9 protein-coding genes and 1 riboswitch are annotated in these 14,645 nt (G+C 71.4%); of the genes, 6 read left to right on the top strand and 3 right to left on the bottom strand.

Annotated features, from left to right (window positions below; all coding sequences use genetic code 11):
- Window positions 1-111 precede the first annotated feature (111 nt).
- On the bottom strand, window positions 112-1,077 hold the full coding sequence (locus ACIQU6_RS26275) for a sucrase ferredoxin (protein ID WP_403484132.1): 966 nt from the start codon (window positions 1,075-1,077) through the stop codon (window positions 112-114).
- Between the two features lie 503 nt (window positions 1,078-1,580).
- On the opposite strand from ACIQU6_RS26275, the gene ACIQU6_RS26270 reads away from it, so the two are divergent.
- Window positions 1,581-2,693 (top strand): CobW family GTP-binding protein, encoded by a 1,113-nt coding sequence (locus ACIQU6_RS26270; protein ID WP_403484131.1) that lies wholly within the window; start codon window positions 1,581-1,583, stop codon window positions 2,691-2,693.
- A gap of 260 nt (window positions 2,694-2,953) precedes the next feature.
- Here the strand turns inward: ACIQU6_RS26270 and ACIQU6_RS26265 are convergent, their stop codons facing one another.
- A complete protein-coding gene (locus tag ACIQU6_RS26265; protein ID WP_403484130.1) occupies window positions 2,954-5,398 on the bottom strand; it encodes a DNA topoisomerase (ATP-hydrolyzing) subunit A in 2,445 nt (814 codons plus the stop codon).
- A gap of 312 nt (window positions 5,399-5,710) precedes the next feature.
- Here ACIQU6_RS26265 and ACIQU6_RS26260 point away from each other — a divergent pair, with 312 nt between their 5' ends.
- From ACIQU6_RS26260 to ACIQU6_RS26245, 4 genes are all read left to right on the top strand, one after another.
- Window positions 5,711-7,051, top strand: coding sequence for a M16 family metallopeptidase (locus tag ACIQU6_RS26260; RefSeq protein ID WP_403484187.1), 1,341 nt, complete (start codon window positions 5,711-5,713; stop codon window positions 7,049-7,051).
- Window positions 7,052-7,080: 29 nt separating this feature from the next.
- On the top strand, window positions 7,081-8,472 hold the full coding sequence (locus ACIQU6_RS26255; protein WP_403484186.1) for a M16 family metallopeptidase: 1,392 nt from the start codon (window positions 7,081-7,083) through the stop codon (window positions 8,470-8,472).
- Window positions 8,473-8,783: 311 nt separating this feature from the next.
- Window positions 8,784-8,940, top strand: a riboswitch (cyclic di-AMP (ydaO/yuaA leader).
- 12 nt (window positions 8,941-8,952) lie between these two features.
- A complete protein-coding gene (locus ACIQU6_RS26250; protein WP_403484129.1) occupies window positions 8,953-9,732 on the top strand; it encodes a M23 family metallopeptidase in 780 nt (259 codons plus the stop codon).
- 247 nt (window positions 9,733-9,979) lie between these two features.
- The gene (locus ACIQU6_RS26245) at window positions 9,980-10,666 is read left to right on the top strand and encodes a GntR family transcriptional regulator (RefSeq protein WP_403484128.1); all 687 of its coding nucleotides are present in this window, start codon (window positions 9,980-9,982) and stop codon (window positions 10,664-10,666) included.
- Window positions 10,667-11,118: 452 nt separating this feature from the next.
- On the opposite strand, the gene ACIQU6_RS26240 is transcribed toward ACIQU6_RS26245, so the two are convergent.
- Window positions 11,119-11,400, bottom strand: a complete 282-nt coding sequence (locus ACIQU6_RS26240) for an HPr family phosphocarrier protein (protein WP_274912821.1) — start codon at window positions 11,398-11,400, stop codon at window positions 11,119-11,121.
- Window positions 11,401-11,598: 198 nt separating this feature from the next.
- Between ACIQU6_RS26240 and ACIQU6_RS26235 the strand changes: the two genes are divergently transcribed.
- Window positions 11,599-14,526, top strand: a complete 2,928-nt coding sequence (locus ACIQU6_RS26235) for a GNAT family N-acetyltransferase (protein WP_403484127.1) — start codon at window positions 11,599-11,601, stop codon at window positions 14,524-14,526.
- The last annotated feature ends 119 nt before the right edge of the window (window positions 14,527-14,645 follow it).

Genomic DNA, 14,645 nt, shown 5'->3' with positions numbered 1-14,645 from the left:
CAGAGTGGTGGAATGCGGCACTCCGCACGCGGCGGGAAAGCGACGGAGCCCGATCCGCCGCCGACGTCAGAACCGCGGAAGCGCGGGCTGGGGGCACCGCTCAGCGGCAACTCAGTCCCTGAGAACGGTGATGGACGTGACCGCCATACGCGTCGGTGGACCGAGCGGCGCACCACAGCTGGCGGGCGTCGGAGCACCGTCGGCCCGCTGCTCGACTACCACTCGCCACGCTCGCCCGTCGGTGTGCGCAACGTCGACGGCCCGACTGCGAACGGTATCCGCCAGCGGCCCGTCTCCCGACGCTCGCCTGGGGGCACCGGCAAGTTCGGGCCACACCGGGTCGGTCCCTACGACGTCGAGTGCGTCCGCGCGCCACTCACGGATGAGCTCCCGGACCGCGAGATCGGCAGCTTGGGCCGGTCGGTCCCACGTCGATCGACCCCGGCACTGGTCGAGCGCGATACGGCCACTGCGGGCCGATTCCACGACGTCCTTGACCAGTTGGGCCGAAGCACGTCCGTAGGCGTAGCCGTAGGGGAGGACGAAGAGAGTGGGGGAGAAGCGGTGGCCGCCGATGTGCGTGACCTCCCAGGTCGCGCAGCCGCCGGTGGAAAGCTGAGCGGCCAGTGGGCGGCCGAGGAGTGCACAGCAGCGGTCCCGTTTGCCGTTGGTGCACACAAGCACCACAGGTTCGCCGGTGTACGGCTCCCAGAGGTCGAGGTGGTCTCCGTCTCCCAAGGAGGCGAAGTCGAGTCCGAGCGCGACTCCGGGGTCGGTGACGGTGGTGGTGCGGATCCAGGAACGGCCCGGCGAAGTGTGTGCGAGGAACATGCGGCGGCGGGTGGTGCCGTGGAGGTCGGCATGGCGGCCCGGGCGGCGGATGAGGGCGACGCGTACGCCGGTCCCTTCTGTCGCGGCTTCCAGGGCCCGGCCGAGGTGCGGATCGAAGTGGCTGTCCGTCAGCGCCTTGGCTCCCCACGGTCCGGTTTGCTCGATCAGCAGCCAGGTCCGGGCGGTTGCGGCCGTTCCGGCGAGGGGTTCGGCCGCTTCGAGGGAAGCGATAGCGCATGTGCTCACACAGGCGAGCCTAACCCGGAGGGCAATGCCCGGAATGCCGGGAGCGTGACGAGGCGCGCAACGGCACGAGGCGGTGGTGTGTCCTGCCTGCGGTACAGCGGAGTCGGGCGCGGGGGCCGGTTGCTGCGGGGTGGCGGTCGGGTGCCTTCGGGCGGCAGGAAGCCGGGGCGGCGGCGCGCGGGGACGGTGGGACCAGGCCGGGACGCGGGCGCCTAGGCGCCGTCTGCCCCGAGGTGGCCTGACGCTGACGCGGCTGGTCGTCGGGCGGCTGGTGTGGTCGCCTGCGGGCCGCAGCTAGGTCGAGGCCGTGGAGATCCGTTGGGTGTCGGGCCGTCGGTGGTGTGCTCCGATCACGGTTGCCGGTCAGGAGCGTGGCTCGATGCCGTAGGGAGGCCGGGGCAGGCGTAGGTGGGCCGGACTCTGACCGCGGGCAGTCGGTTACGATCGGCAGCTCGTCCGCCGCCGGTCCGCGCGGCCCGCCACCCGCACCATGGAGGCGTCCCTTGGCCACCCAACAGATCCCGGTCGTCGTGCTCGCGGGCTTCCTGGGATCGGGCAAGACCACCCTCCTGAACCACCTGCTGCGTGCCGGCGACGGCACCCGGATCGGTGCGATCGTCAATGACTTCGGCAGCATCGAGATCGACGCCATGACGGTCGCCGGACAGGTGGACTCCATGGTGTCGCTGGGCAACGGATGCCTGTGCTGCGCCGTCGACACCAGTGAGTTGGACGACTACCTTGAGCGGCTGGCCCGCCCCGCCGCCCGTATCGACGTGATCGTCATCGAGGCCAGCGGGCTGGCTGAGCCACAGGAACTCATCCGCATGATCCTCGCGAGCGACAACGAGCGGATCGTCTACGGCGGGCTGATCGAGGTCGTCGACGCGGCGGAGTTCGAGGACACTCGCGCCCGGCACCCCGAGCTGAATCGGCACGTCGGAATTGCCGACCTCGTGGTGCTCAACAAGGCCGACCGGCTCCCGGAGGAGGCGCGTCGGGAACTCGTCGACACGCTTGCGGAGCTCGCCCCGGGCCGGCCGGTGATCTGCACGGCCTACGGGCGGATCGCCCCGGAGATGTTCTTCGACCGTGGGCCGGGGGAGGACCGTGACGCGGCGGTCCGCCAGTTGTCCTTCGAAGACCTGCTGCGTGAGGCTTCCGCGCAGGGGCCTCCGGGACAAGGCCTCGATGATGGCCACGAGCATGACCACCAGGACTGCCATGGTTGCGACCACCAACACTCCGGGCACCTCCACGCCGCGTACGAGAGCGTGGAGTTCACCTCCGTCGAGCCGATGCACCCGCGCAGGCTGATGGAGTTCCTGGACAGCCGTCCCTCCGGCCTCTACCGCATCAAGGGGTTCGTCCACTTCGACGTGCCGGAGAATCGCCAGAGGTTCACGCTGCACGCGGTCGGCAACTTCCTGCGTTTCTACCCCGAGCCGTGGCCGAAGGGCGAGGAACGGTGCACGCAGCTCGTGATGATCGGTAGCGGCATCGACGCGCCCGCGCTGCGCAAGGAGCTGGCGAACTGCCGGCAGGACGTGCCGGCAGAGGCCGACGAACACAGCATGTGGGGCGTGTTGCGTTACGTGGCCTCGCGGGAGGAATGACGGGGAAGCCGGGCGGTGTGCCGGTCACTGTCTGCGCGGCGGGCCGCGCGGCGTCTGCTGCGGGCACGAGGAGTGGCCAAGAAGCGCGCCATGAGTTGCGTTGACGCCACAGGCCGCTGATGCCGGCGAGTTGAGGTCGTGGCCTGTCGCCAACGGGACCAGCGACCCCAGCGAGACAGTTCCCGGCACACACAACGGACGCCGCCGGGGCGGTTGTTCACCACCCCGGCGACGTCCGTCGTGTGTTGGGTCGGTCGTGGTTACACGGGGCCGGCCAGGGCCGTCACCGGCTTGGTCAAGGCCACGCCGGAGCCGTCCCGGCGGGGGTCCGGCTCCGGCAGCGGAACCGGGGCGCCCTTGGCGTCAGCGGCCCGCACCGGCGCCGGGCCGGCCCATGCCAGCGTCAGGCAGTCCTCGCCCTTCAAGAACCGCTGGCAGCGCACGCCGCCGGTGGCCCGGCCCTTGCGCGGGTACTGGTCGAACGGGGTGAGCTTGGCCGTCGCCACCGAGTCGTCCAGTGTGCCGTGCGACCCGGCGACCGTGAACACCATGGCGTCCGCGGCCGGATCCACGGCTGCGAAGGCGAGCACCTTGGCACCCTCTCCCAGCTTGATGCCGGCCATACCGCCCGCCGGCCGGCCCTGCGGCCGCACCTGCGACGCCGGGTAGCGCAGCAACTGCGCCTCGTCGGTGATGAAGACCAGGTCCTCCTCGCCCGTGCGCAGTTCGGCTGCGCCCACGATGCGGTCGCCCTCCTTGAGGGTGATGACCTCCAACTCGTCCTTGTTGGACGGGTAGTCGGGCACCACGCGCTTCACGACGCCCTGTTCCGTACCGAGCGCGAGCCCCGGTGACGACTCGTCCAGCGTCGTCAGGCAGACCAGCTGCTCGTCGTCCTGGAGGCTGAGGAACTCCGCGACCGCCGCGCCACCGGCGAGGCTGGGCGCCACGGTGTCCGGGAGCTGCGGCAGATCGATCACCGACAGTCTCAGCAGCCGGCCTTGGGAGGTCACCGCCCCCACCTCGCCGCGCGCCGTCGCCGGCACCGCCGAGACGATCGCATCGTGCTTTGCGCGCTTGGCGTCCGCGTCGAACGACGTCTCCGCCGTGGTGGTGCGCGCCAACAGCCCCGTGGAGGACAGCAGCACGCGGCACGGGTCGTCGGAGACTTCCAGCGGCACCGCGGCGACGGTGGCCCCCGCCGACTCCTGGAGGACCGTGCGACGCGGCGTGCCGTAATTCTTGGCGACCGACGCCAGCTCCCCTGAGACCAGCTTGCGCAGTTCGGCGTCGGACTCCAGGATCCGGGTCAGTTCCGCGATCTCGGCCTCCAGCCGGTCGCGTTCGGCCTCCAGCTCGATCCGGTCGAACTTGGTCAGCCGGCGCAGCGGGGTGTCGAGGATGTACTGGGTCTGCACCTCGCTCAGCGCGAAGCGCTCCATCAGGCGCTCCTTGGCCTGGGCGCTGTTCTCGCTGGAACGGATCAGGCGGATGACCTCGTCGATGTCCACCAGGGCGGTCAACAGGCCCTCGACCAGGTGGAGTCGGTCGCGCCGCTTCGTGCGCCGGAACTCGCTGCGCCGGCGCACCACGTCGAAGCGGTGGTCGACGTAGACCTCCAACAGCTCCTTGAGGCCCAGCGTCAGCGGCTGACCGTCGACCAGGGCGACGTTGTTGATGCCGAAGGACTCCTCCATCGGCGTCAGCTTGTAGAGCTGCTCTAGGACGGCCTCCGGGTTGAAGCCGTTCTTGACCTCGATCACCAGCCGCAGGCCGTGTTCGCGGTCGGTGAGGTCCTTCACGTCCGCGATGCCCTGGAGCTTCTTCGCCCCCACCAAGTCCTTGATCTTGGAGATGACCTTCTCCGGGCCGACGGTGAAGGGGAGTTCGGTGACGATCAGACCCTTGCGGCGGGCGGTGACGTTCTCCACCGTGACCGTCGCGCGGATCTTGAACGTGCCACGGCCCTTCTCGTACGCGTCCCGTACGCCGCCCAGCCCCACGATCCGGCCGCCCGTCGGCAGGTCCGGCCCCGGCACGAAGCGCATCAGGGTGTCCAGATCCGCGTTCGGATGCTTGATCAGGTGCCGGGCCGCGGCGATCACTTCGCCGAGGTTGTGCGGCGGCATGTTCGTCGCCATGCCGACGGCGATGCCGGACGCCCCGTTGACGAGGAGGTTCGGATACGCGGCGGGGAGGGTGACCGGTTCCTGCTCCTGGCCGTCGTAGTTGGGCGTGAAGTCGACGGTGTCCTCGTCGATGGACTCCGTCATCAGGGACGTCGCGGACGCCATCCGGCACTCGGTGTACCGCATCGCGGCGGGCGGGTCGTCATTGCCCAGGGAACCGAAGTTGCCGTGCCCGTCCACCAGGGGCACCCGCATCGAGAACGGCTGCGCCATGCGCACCAGGGCGTCGTAGATGGAGGCGTCACCGTGCGGATGGAGCTTACCCATCACTTCGCCGACGACCCGGGCGCACTTCACGTAGCCGCGGTCGGGCCGGAGGCTCATCTCGTTCATCTGGTAGAGGATGCGGCGGTGTACGGGCTTGAGGCCGTCGCGGGCGTCCGGCAGGGCGCGCGAGTAGATGACCGAGTACGCGTACTCAAGGAAGGAACCCTGCATCTCATCGACGACGTCGATGTCGAGGATCCTCTCCTCGAAGTCGTCCGGCGGCGGGGTCTTCGTGCTGCGGCGGGCCATCGCGGCTGCGGCTCCTTCTGCTGCGTCTACTGCCGATGTGGAAACAACGCTGTTGGGTCAACGCCTACGACCAACGCCGTGATCAACGTTGACCGGTCGGCCGGCGGACCGACCGACGAGTCCGATGAGTCTGACGCCGACCATTGTGGACCGCCCCACTGACAACGCTCACCACGACTCCCCCCTTACCGCCTCACCGTCGGCCCCGGCGCACGTTCGTGGCCTTCCTGACGGGAACTTCGCCAGATGCCGACGCGGTTGCATACAGTGACAGAACTTCCTCGCAAGCGGATCGAAGGGACGTACATGCCCATGGGTCACACGGCCACAGAACAAGCCGGCTCCGGCGGCCTGACAGCGACCGAGCACCGGCTGGCCAACGGCCTGCGCGTGGTGCTCTCCGAAGACCATCTGACGCCGGTGGCGGCCGTCTGCCTGTGGTACGACGTCGGCTCGCGCCACGAGGTGAAGGGTCGTACGGGCCTGGCGCACCTCTTCGAGCACCTGATGTTCCAGGGGTCCGCGCAGGTGAAGGGCAACGGCCACTTCGAACTCGTCCAGGGTGCCGGTGGCTCGCTCAACGGGACCACCAGTTTCGAGCGCACCAACTACTTCGAGACCATGCCCGCCCACGAGCTGGAGCTCGCGCTCTGGCTGGAGGCGGACCGGATGGGCTCGCTGCTGACCGCGCTCGACGAGGAATCCCTGGAGAACCAGCGCGACGTCGTCAAGAACGAGCGCCGCCAGCGTTACGACAACGTCCCTTACGGCACGGCCTTCGAGAAGTTGACGGCCATGGCCTACCCGGAGGGCCACCCGTACCACCACACCCCCATCGGGTCGATGGCCGACCTCGACGCCGCCTCCCTGGAGGACGCGCGGGCCTTCTTCCGCACCTACTACGCGCCCAACAACGCGGTCCTGTCCATCGTGGGCGACATCGACCCCGAGCAGACGCTGGCCTGGGTGGAGAAGTACTTCGGCTCGATCCCCTCGCACGACGGCAAGCAGCCGCCGCGCGACGGCAGCCTGCCCGAGACCGTCGGCGGCCAGCTCCGCACGGTCGTCGAGGAGGACGTCCCGGCGCGTGCCCTGATGGCCGCCTACCGCCTCCCGCACGACGGCACCCGCGAGGCCGACGCCGCTGACGTGGCCCTCACCATCCTGGGCGGCGGCGAGTCCTCGCGCCTGTACAACCGCCTGGTGCGCCGCGACCGCAGCGCCGTCGCCGCCGGCTTCGGCCTGCTGCGGCTGGCCGGTGCGCCCTCACTGGGCTGGCTGGACGTGAAGGCATCCGGTGGCGCGGAGGCTCCCGCCATCGAGGCCGCCGTCGACGAGGAGTTGGCCCGCTTCGCCGAAGAGGGGCCGACCCCGGAGGAGATGGAGCGGGCCCAGGCCCAACTGGAGCGCGAATGGCTGGACCGGCTCGCCACGGTCAGCGGCCGCGCCGACGAACTGTGCCGCTACGCCGTCCTGTTCGGCGACCCGCAGCTCGCGCTGTCCGCCGTCCAGCGTGTCCTGGACATCAGCCCGTTGGAGGTGCAGGCGGCCGCCAAGGCCCGGCTGCGCCCCGACAACCGCGCCGTGCTCGTCTACGAGCCCACCGCGCAGCCCGACGCCGCCGGCACCGAGGAAGAGGAGGCGGCCAAGTGACCGACGCCACCACCCCCGCAGACGCCCCCATGAGCGCCATGCAGTTCCACCCGCAGCCCAAGGGCGGCGCGCCCAAGCCGTGGGCCTTCCCGGCGCCCGAGCGCAGCCAGTTGGCCAACGGGCTGACCCTGCTGACCAGTCACCGTCCCGGGCAGCAGGTCGTCGCCGTGGAGGTCAACCTCGTCGCCCCGTTGGCGGCCGAGCCCGAGGGCCTCGACGGCGTCGCCACGATCATGTCCCGGGCCTTCTCCGAGGGCACCGACAAGCACACCGCGGAGGAGTTCGCCGCCGAACTGGAGCGCTGCGGCGCCACGTTGGACGCGCACGCCGACCACCCCGGTGTGCGGGTCTCCCTGGAGGTCCCGGCCTCCCGTCTGCCGCGCGCCCTCGGCCTGCTCGCCGACGCGCTGCGCGCCCCCGCCTTCCCGGACGACGAGGTCGAGCGGCTGGTCCGCAACCGCCTCGACGAGATCCCGCACGAGCTGGCCAACCCGGCCCGGCGCGCGGCGATGGCGCTGTCCAAGGAGCTGTTCCCGGCCACCTCCCGGATGTCCCGGCCCCGTCAGGGCACCGAGGAGTCCATCGCGCGGATCGACGCGGCCGCCGTGCGTGCCTTCTACGACGCGCACGTCCGGCCCGCCACCGGCACCGCCGTCATCGTCGGCGACTTCACCGGCGTCGACCTGGACGCGGCGCTGGCCGACACCCTGGGCGCCTGGACGGGCTCCACCGCGCAGCCGTCGAAGCCCTCGCCGGTCGTCGCCGACGACACCGGCCGCGTGGTGATCGTCGACCGCTCCGGTGCCGTTCAGACCCAGCTCCTCATCGGACGGGTCGGCGCCGACCGCCACGACCGGGTGTGGCCCGCCCAGGTGCTCGGCACGTACTGCCTGGGCGGCACCCTCACGTCCCGTCTGGACCGGGTGTTGCGCGAGGAGAAGGGCTACACCTACGGGGTGCGCGCCTTCGGCCAGGTCCTGCGCTCCTCCGCGCCGTCCTCCCCGGAGGGCGCCACCGGCGCCGCCCTGCTCGCCATCAGCGGGTCGGTGGACACCGCCTCCACCGGTCCGGCCCTCCAGGACCTGTGGACGGTGCTGCGCACCCTCGCGGCCGAGGGGCTGACCGACGCCGAGCGCGACGTCGCCGTGCAGAACCTCGTCGGCGTGGCCCCGCTCAAGTACGAGACCGCCGCCGCGGTCGCGGGGACCCTGGCCGACCAGGTGGAGCAGCAGCTCCCGGACGACTACCAGGCGCAGTTGTACGTCCGGCTCGCGGAGACCGGCACGGTCGAGGCGACCGCGGCGGTCGTCAACGCCTTCCCGGCGGACCGGCTGGTGACGGTCCTGGTGGGCGACGCGGCGCAGATCGCCGAGCCCGTCAAGGCGTTGGGCATCGGCGAGGTGACCGTCGTCAGCGGCTGACCTCAGCCGCGTGACGGCATGTCACTCGACGTCTCGTCACTTATCGACAAAGCGGCTCCCGTGGCAGCGACTTGCCACGGGAGCCGCTGTGCGTGTGCACCGTGTTCCCGCCCGCCCAACTGGTGCGCGTTGCTCCGCCGCCCCTACGGGCCCGGGCCCGCGGACGGGTGGCGTCGCCTGCCGGGTTGCCTCGGTTGCCCGATTCGAGTGTGGCGTGTCGCACAAAACTCCAGTTCTGTTTGCCGATTGAAAGTTGCCCCGTTTAGCGTCGGTCCGGCTGTTCGTCACAACTCCGCCACAACAGTGGCACCGAGCAGTCATCGCCGAGTCCCCGTACGGCGCGAGCCAGGGGAGCCGGGGACCCACATGTCCCCTGGGGTGAATCGGTCTCCTCTCCGGAGGAGCCCGTAGGAGACCTTCCTGCTCCGAACCCGTCAGCTAACCCGGTAGGCGAGAGGGAAGGAAAGGACCAGCCAGTACATGGCGTTCACCCGTGCCACCGGGAAGCACCGCCGTGCGAGCCGCACCGCTCGCACGACCCGCAACCTCGCCGGCATAGCCACCCTCGCGGCCTCCGGAGTCGTCGCTTCCGTGGCGTCGCCCGCGCTGGCCGCCACGGGCGAGCCGACCGCCCACGACACCGGCCTCCAGCACGCCGTCGAGCTCGGTGACGAACTCGCCGTCCGGATCGAGGCCCAGGCGGACACGCAGCAGGCGGCCGCCGAGGCCGCCGAGGCCAGGGCGAAGGCCGAGGTCGAGGCCAAGCGGCTGGCCGAGATGGCCAAGAAGAAGGCCGACGAGGAGCGTGCGGCCAAGCTGCGCGCCGCCCGCGAGGCCGAGCGCAAGCGCCTCAACACCTTCGTCGCTCCCGTGGCCGATTCCTACGTCTCCACCGCGTACAAGGCGTCCAGCGGTCTGTGGTCCTCGGGCAGCCACACCGGCATCGACTTCCACGCCGCCTACGGGACGCAGGTTCACGCCGTGGGTGCCGGCACCGTCGTCGAGGCCGGCTGGGGCGGCGCGTACGGCAACAACATCGTGATCCGGATGAACGACGGCACCTACACCCAGTACGGCCACCTCTCCTCGATCGGGGTGACGGTCGGGCAGTCCGTCACCCCGGGGCAGCAGATAGCCCTCTCGGGCAACACCGGAAACACCACCGGCCCGCACCTCCACTTCGAGGCCCGGACCGGCCCCGACTACGGCTCGGACATCGACCCGGTCGCCTACCTCCGCGCGCACGGCGTCAGCGTCTGACCTTCCCCGACCTCTCCGCCGCAGCACCGTCCCCCTGGAGCCCCGGCCCGCCACCTGGCGGGCCGGGGCTCCGCCGTTTCCGTAGGGCCGCCGCCGTCGGCCCACCTGCCAGGTTCCCGGCTCGCATCGTCCGAAAAGTGCCGATGAATTCACGACATTCCGCGGGAGAATCCGTCGGTGTCGAATAGGGTCGAGGAATGTCGCCGAGCGGCGACGTCTTTCGGGGATTACGGCGGAGGCACGGACGATGCGAAGCCACATTTCCGCGCACGCGGTGTGTACGGCGATTCGGGACGATATCGTCTCCGGTCTGCTCGCGCCGGGGAGCCGGCTGATCGAGGACATTCTCGCCGCGCGGTACGGCGTCTCCCGGGTGCCGGTGAGGGAAGCGCTGCGCACCCTCCAGTCCGAAGGTTTCGTCACCTCCCGCCACCACGCGGGCGCCTGCGTCGCCGAGCTCACCGAGCAGGAGGCCGCCGACCTCCTCGACATGCGAGCCCTCATGGAGCCGCTGGGCGCCGCCCGCGCCGCCGCCCGGCGTACCACCGCCCACCTGAAGGTGCTGCGCGGCCTGGTGCGGCTCGGCCGTGAACGGGCCCGCCACGGCCACCTCGCCGACCTGCGCCAGCTTGACGGTTGGTTCCATGAGACGCTCGCCCAGGCGGCCGGCAGCCCCAGCCTCACGGCGCTCCTCACCCAACTGCGACGCAAGATCGAGTGGACCTACGTCATCGAGCCGCCCACCCGAGTCACCGACGCGTGGGACGAACACGGCGCCGTTCTTGACGCCGTCGCCCGGGGGGACGCGGAACGCGCGCGCACCCTCATGGCGGCGCACATCGAGCGGTCGCTCCCGGTGTACCGACTGCGGCGCCACGCTTCCTCTGTGAGGGAGGCGAAACGACCCGTCAACACGGCGCGCGCCCGCGCTTAACAATCGCCCCGTATACAAAGGGGCAGGTGTCTGGGAACGCTGGCGCAGGGAGTGAAGGCGAGGCGGGGGTGCTCGGCGTGCGTTTCTGATGCCGCTCGCCCAAACGCTCCCCCCGGATGCGGAGAATGGGAATTCGGGATTAAAAGCGTCGACTGGATGTCGAGAATGAGGGCGGATGCCGGTGGGAGGTAACGCCGACCGGAATCGTTCCGGGGTAGCCGTACGGATTTCCGAGGATTCCGATTAGTCGATGCAGAATCCCCGATGTGCCTCCCCGCCCGAGGTTCAGTGCATCGCCCGACGCCCCGAGGAATGGCGAGCACCCGCCTCCACGCATTCGCGAACGGCCCCGCCGCGGCAGCCGGATGTGTGTACCGGTTGCCGCGGCGGGGCCGTGTCGGCTGGCGTCCGAAGTCCTGGGCGGGGTGCGTGGCCCCGCAGGTGCTCGGGGCTCAGACGGTCTCGGGGAGCTCCTCAAGGCCCTCGGCGACCAGCTTCGCCAGGCGGTCGAGCGCGGCCTCGGCACCCTCGGCCTCGGAGGCGAGCACGATCTCCTCGCCACCCTGGGCGCCCAGGCCCAGGACCGCCAGCATGGAGGCGGCGTTCACCGGGTTGCCGTCGGCCTTGGAGATCGTCATCGGGACACCGGAGGCGGTGGCCGCCCGGACGAAGATCGACGCGGGGCGGGCGTGCAGCCCCTCGGCCCAACCGACATTGACGCGGCGCTCAGCCATGGTGTTGCCCTTCAAAGTCGTGACTGTTGTCTAGACCATTCTCGCACGCTGCCGGGGGTGGTCCGGCAGCCCGTCGTCCTGGCTTCCCGTCGGGCTGCCGACCCTCCTTCCAGGCCGTTGGTTCCGCGCGAAGGCCAGGGGGAATTCGAGCGTACGCACGCCGAGCCGGTTGTCAGTGGCCCGCCGTACGCTGTCCGCATGCAGACGCCGCCGGATCATGCCTACCCGACCCACTGGGAAGCCGACGTGGTGCTGCGTGACGGCGGGACGGCGCGCATCCGGCCCATCACGCCCGACGACGCCGAGCGGCTGGTCTCCTTCTACGAGCAGGTGTCGGACGAGTCGAAGTACTACCGCTTCTTCGCGCCGTACCCACGCCTGTCCGATCGTGACGTCCACCGGTTCACCCACCACGACTACGTCGACCGGGTCGGCCTGGCCGCCACCGTGGGCGGCGAGTTCATCGCCACCGTCCGCTACGACCGGATCGACGCGCGGGGCCTCCCTGCCAAGAGCCCCGAGGACGACCAGGCGGAGGTGGCCTTCCTCGTCCAGGACGCCCACCAGGGTCGCGGCGTCGCCTCCGCCCTCCTGGAGCACGTCGCCGCCGTCGCCCGCGAGCGCGGCATCCGCCGGTTCGCCGCCGAGGTGCTGCCCGCCAACACCAAGATGATCAAGGTGTTCACGGACGCCGGCTACACCCAGAAACGCACCTTCGAGGACGGCGTCGTCCGCCTGGAGCTCGACCTCGAACCGACCGAGCAGTCCATGGCCGTGATGCGCGGCCGCGAGCAGCGCGCCGAGGCTCGCTCCGTCCAACGACTGCTCGCCCCCGGCTCGGTAGCCGTCATCGGCACCGGCCGCACCCCCGGCGGCGTCGGCCGCACCGCGCTGCGCAACCTCCTCGACGCCGGTTTCACCGGCCGGGTGCACGCCGTCAACCACGCCTTCCCCGAGGACCTCCGCCGCCTGGAGCCCGAGGGCGTGCCGGCCGCCCGTACGCTGCGCGACATTCCCGAGCCGGTCGACCTGGCGGTCGTCGCCGTCCCCGCGGCCGCGGTCCCCGACGTCATCCGCGACTGCGGCGAGCACGGCGTCCAGGGCGTACTGGTCCTCTCCACCGGGTACGCCGAGGCCGGCCCCGACGGGCGGGAGCGGCAGCGCACCCTGTTGCGCCGGGCCCGCTCCTACGGGATGCGGCTCATCGGTCCCAACGCCTTCGGGCTGATCAACACCGCTACCGACGTCCGGCTGAACGCCTCGCTCGCCCCCCGGATGCCCGGCGCCGGCCGGATCGGCCTGTTCACCCAGTCCGGCGCGATCGGCATCGCGCTCCTCAGCGGCCTGCACGAGCGCGGCCCCGGCGACGGCGGGATCGCCGGCATCTCCACCTTCGTGTCGGCCGGCAACCGCGCCGACGTCTCCGGCAACGACCTTCTCCAGTACTGGTACGACGACCCGCACACCGACGTCGCCATCCTCTACCTGGAGTCCATCGGCAACCCCCGGAAGTTCGCCCGCCTCGCCCGCCGCACCGCCGCCGTCAAGCCGGTGGTCGTCGCCAAGGGGGCCCGGCACCACGGCACCGCCCCCATGGGCCACGCCGTCCCCACCGTCCGCGTGCCCGACAGCACCGTCGCCGCCCTGATGCGCCAGGCCGGCGTGATCCGCGTCGACACGGTCACCGAACTGATCGACGCCGGGCTCCTGTTGGCCGCCCAGCCGCTGCCGGTCGGCCCGCGCGTCGCCATCCTGGGCAACTCCGAATCGCTGGCCCTCCTGGCCTACGATGCCTGCCTCACCGAGGGCCTGCGCCCGCAGCGCCCTCACGTCCTGCCGTCCGCCGCGAGCCCGGAGGACTTCCGCGCCGCCCTCGCCCAGAAGCTCGCCGGGGACGGCTGCGACGCCGTTGTCGTCACCGCGATCCCGTGGGTGGGGGAGGAGGGCAGCGCCTCCCCTGGTGGCAGCGAGGGTGCCGCGCTCGCCGCCGCCCTGCGCGCCGCGGTCGCCGCCGATACCGCCAAGCCGGTCGCCGTCGTCCACCTCGCGATGGACGACCTGGCCGCGACGCTCGCGGCCCCGCCCGAGCTCTACGCCCCGCAGGTCCATGACGAGCCCCGGGCTCCCGCCCCCGTTTCCCAGGGGCACCCCGTCGTCGCCCCCGGGGCACCGCACGCCCCGACGACGCCCCCGTATACCCGCGACCGGGCCCTCGCCCCGGAGACCGAGCCCGGGCTCCGTCCCGTCCGCATCCCTGCCTACCCGGCGGCCGAGCGGGCCGTCCGCGCCCTCGCCGAGGCCGTCCGGTACGCCGCCTGGCGCCGGACGGCCGCCGAGCCAGGCCGGGTGCCCGCGTACGACGACATCCAGGAGGCAGCGGCGGGCGCCGACATCGAGCGGCTGCTCGACGGCCTGACCACGGACGTCGCCCCCGGTCGCTCGGTCGCGCTGCCCCCGGCCGACGCCGAGGCGCTGCTGGCCCGCTACGGCATCCACCCCCGCCCCACCCTCCCGGCCCCCGACCCGGACACCGCCGTCCGCGCCGCCGCCCGGCTCGGCTACCCGGTCGCCCTCAAGGCCACCGCCCCCCACCTACGACACCGCGCCGACCTCGGCGGCGTCCGCCTCGACATCGCCGACGAGGTCGAACTCCGCCGCACCTACACCGAATTGACCGACCGCCTGGGCTCGCCGGCGGAGCTGCGGCCGGTCGTCCAGGCGATGGTGCCGCGCGGCGTCGACACCATCGTCCGCGCCGCCATCGACCCCGCCGCCGGCGCGGTCCTCTCCTTCGGACTGGCCGGCGCGCCCTCCCAACTGCTCGGTGACATAGCCCACCGTCTGATTCCGGCCACCGACCGCGAGGTCAACGAGCAGATCCGGTCGATCCGCAGCGCCCCGCTGCTGTTCGGCTGGCGCGGCTCCCAGCCGGTGGACTCCGCCGCCCTGGAGGAGTTGATGCTGCGCGTCTCCCGGCTCGTCGACGACCATCCGGAGGTGGTCGCCGTGGACCTCGAACCGGTCGTCGTCGCCCCGCACGGTCTGGCCGTCCTGGGTGCCTCCGTCCGCCTCGCCAGACCGCCCGCCACCACCGACCTCGGGCCCCGTCGGCTGCCCGTCTACTGAGGCTCTCGCGCCCCGGTGCGCCCCGTAACGGGTCGCCCCACGATTGATGATCTTGCTCACGGTTGGGGACATGGAGTGGTTTCTATGAGTTGTCTGGGTTGTGATGACTCATCAGGCTC

Origin of the sequence: Streptomyces sp. NPDC090442 (genome assembly GCF_044769405.1) — a bacterium.
Taxonomy (GTDB): domain Bacteria; phylum Actinomycetota; class Actinomycetes; order Streptomycetales; family Streptomycetaceae; genus Streptomyces.
Note: the sequence above shows the minus strand (reverse complement) of the source record. Positions and strands in the feature narration are given on the sequence as shown.

Bases quoted from the DNA above. Each gene is read 5' to 3' on its own strand.
- ACIQU6_RS26265 (WP_403484130.1), bottom strand. From the start codon at position 5,398: ATGGCCCGCCGCAGCACGAAGACCCCGCCGCCGGACGACTTCGAGGAG.
- ACIQU6_RS26260 (WP_403484187.1), top strand. From the start codon at position 5,711: ATGGGTCACACGGCCACAGAACAAGCCGGCTCCGGCGGCCTGACAGCG.
- ACIQU6_RS26255 (WP_403484186.1), top strand. From the start codon at position 7,081: ATGAGCGCCATGCAGTTCCACCCGCAGCCCAAGGGCGGCGCGCCCAAG.
- ACIQU6_RS26250 (WP_403484129.1), top strand. From the start codon at position 8,953: ATGGCGTTCACCCGTGCCACCGGGAAGCACCGCCGTGCGAGCCGCACC.
- ACIQU6_RS26245 (WP_403484128.1), top strand. From the start codon at position 9,980: ATGCGAAGCCACATTTCCGCGCACGCGGTGTGTACGGCGATTCGGGAC.
- ACIQU6_RS26240 (WP_274912821.1), bottom strand. From the start codon at position 11,400: ATGGCTGAGCGCCGCGTCAATGTCGGTTGGGCCGAGGGGCTGCACGCC.
- ACIQU6_RS26235 (WP_403484127.1), top strand. From the start codon at position 11,599: ATGCAGACGCCGCCGGATCATGCCTACCCGACCCACTGGGAAGCCGAC.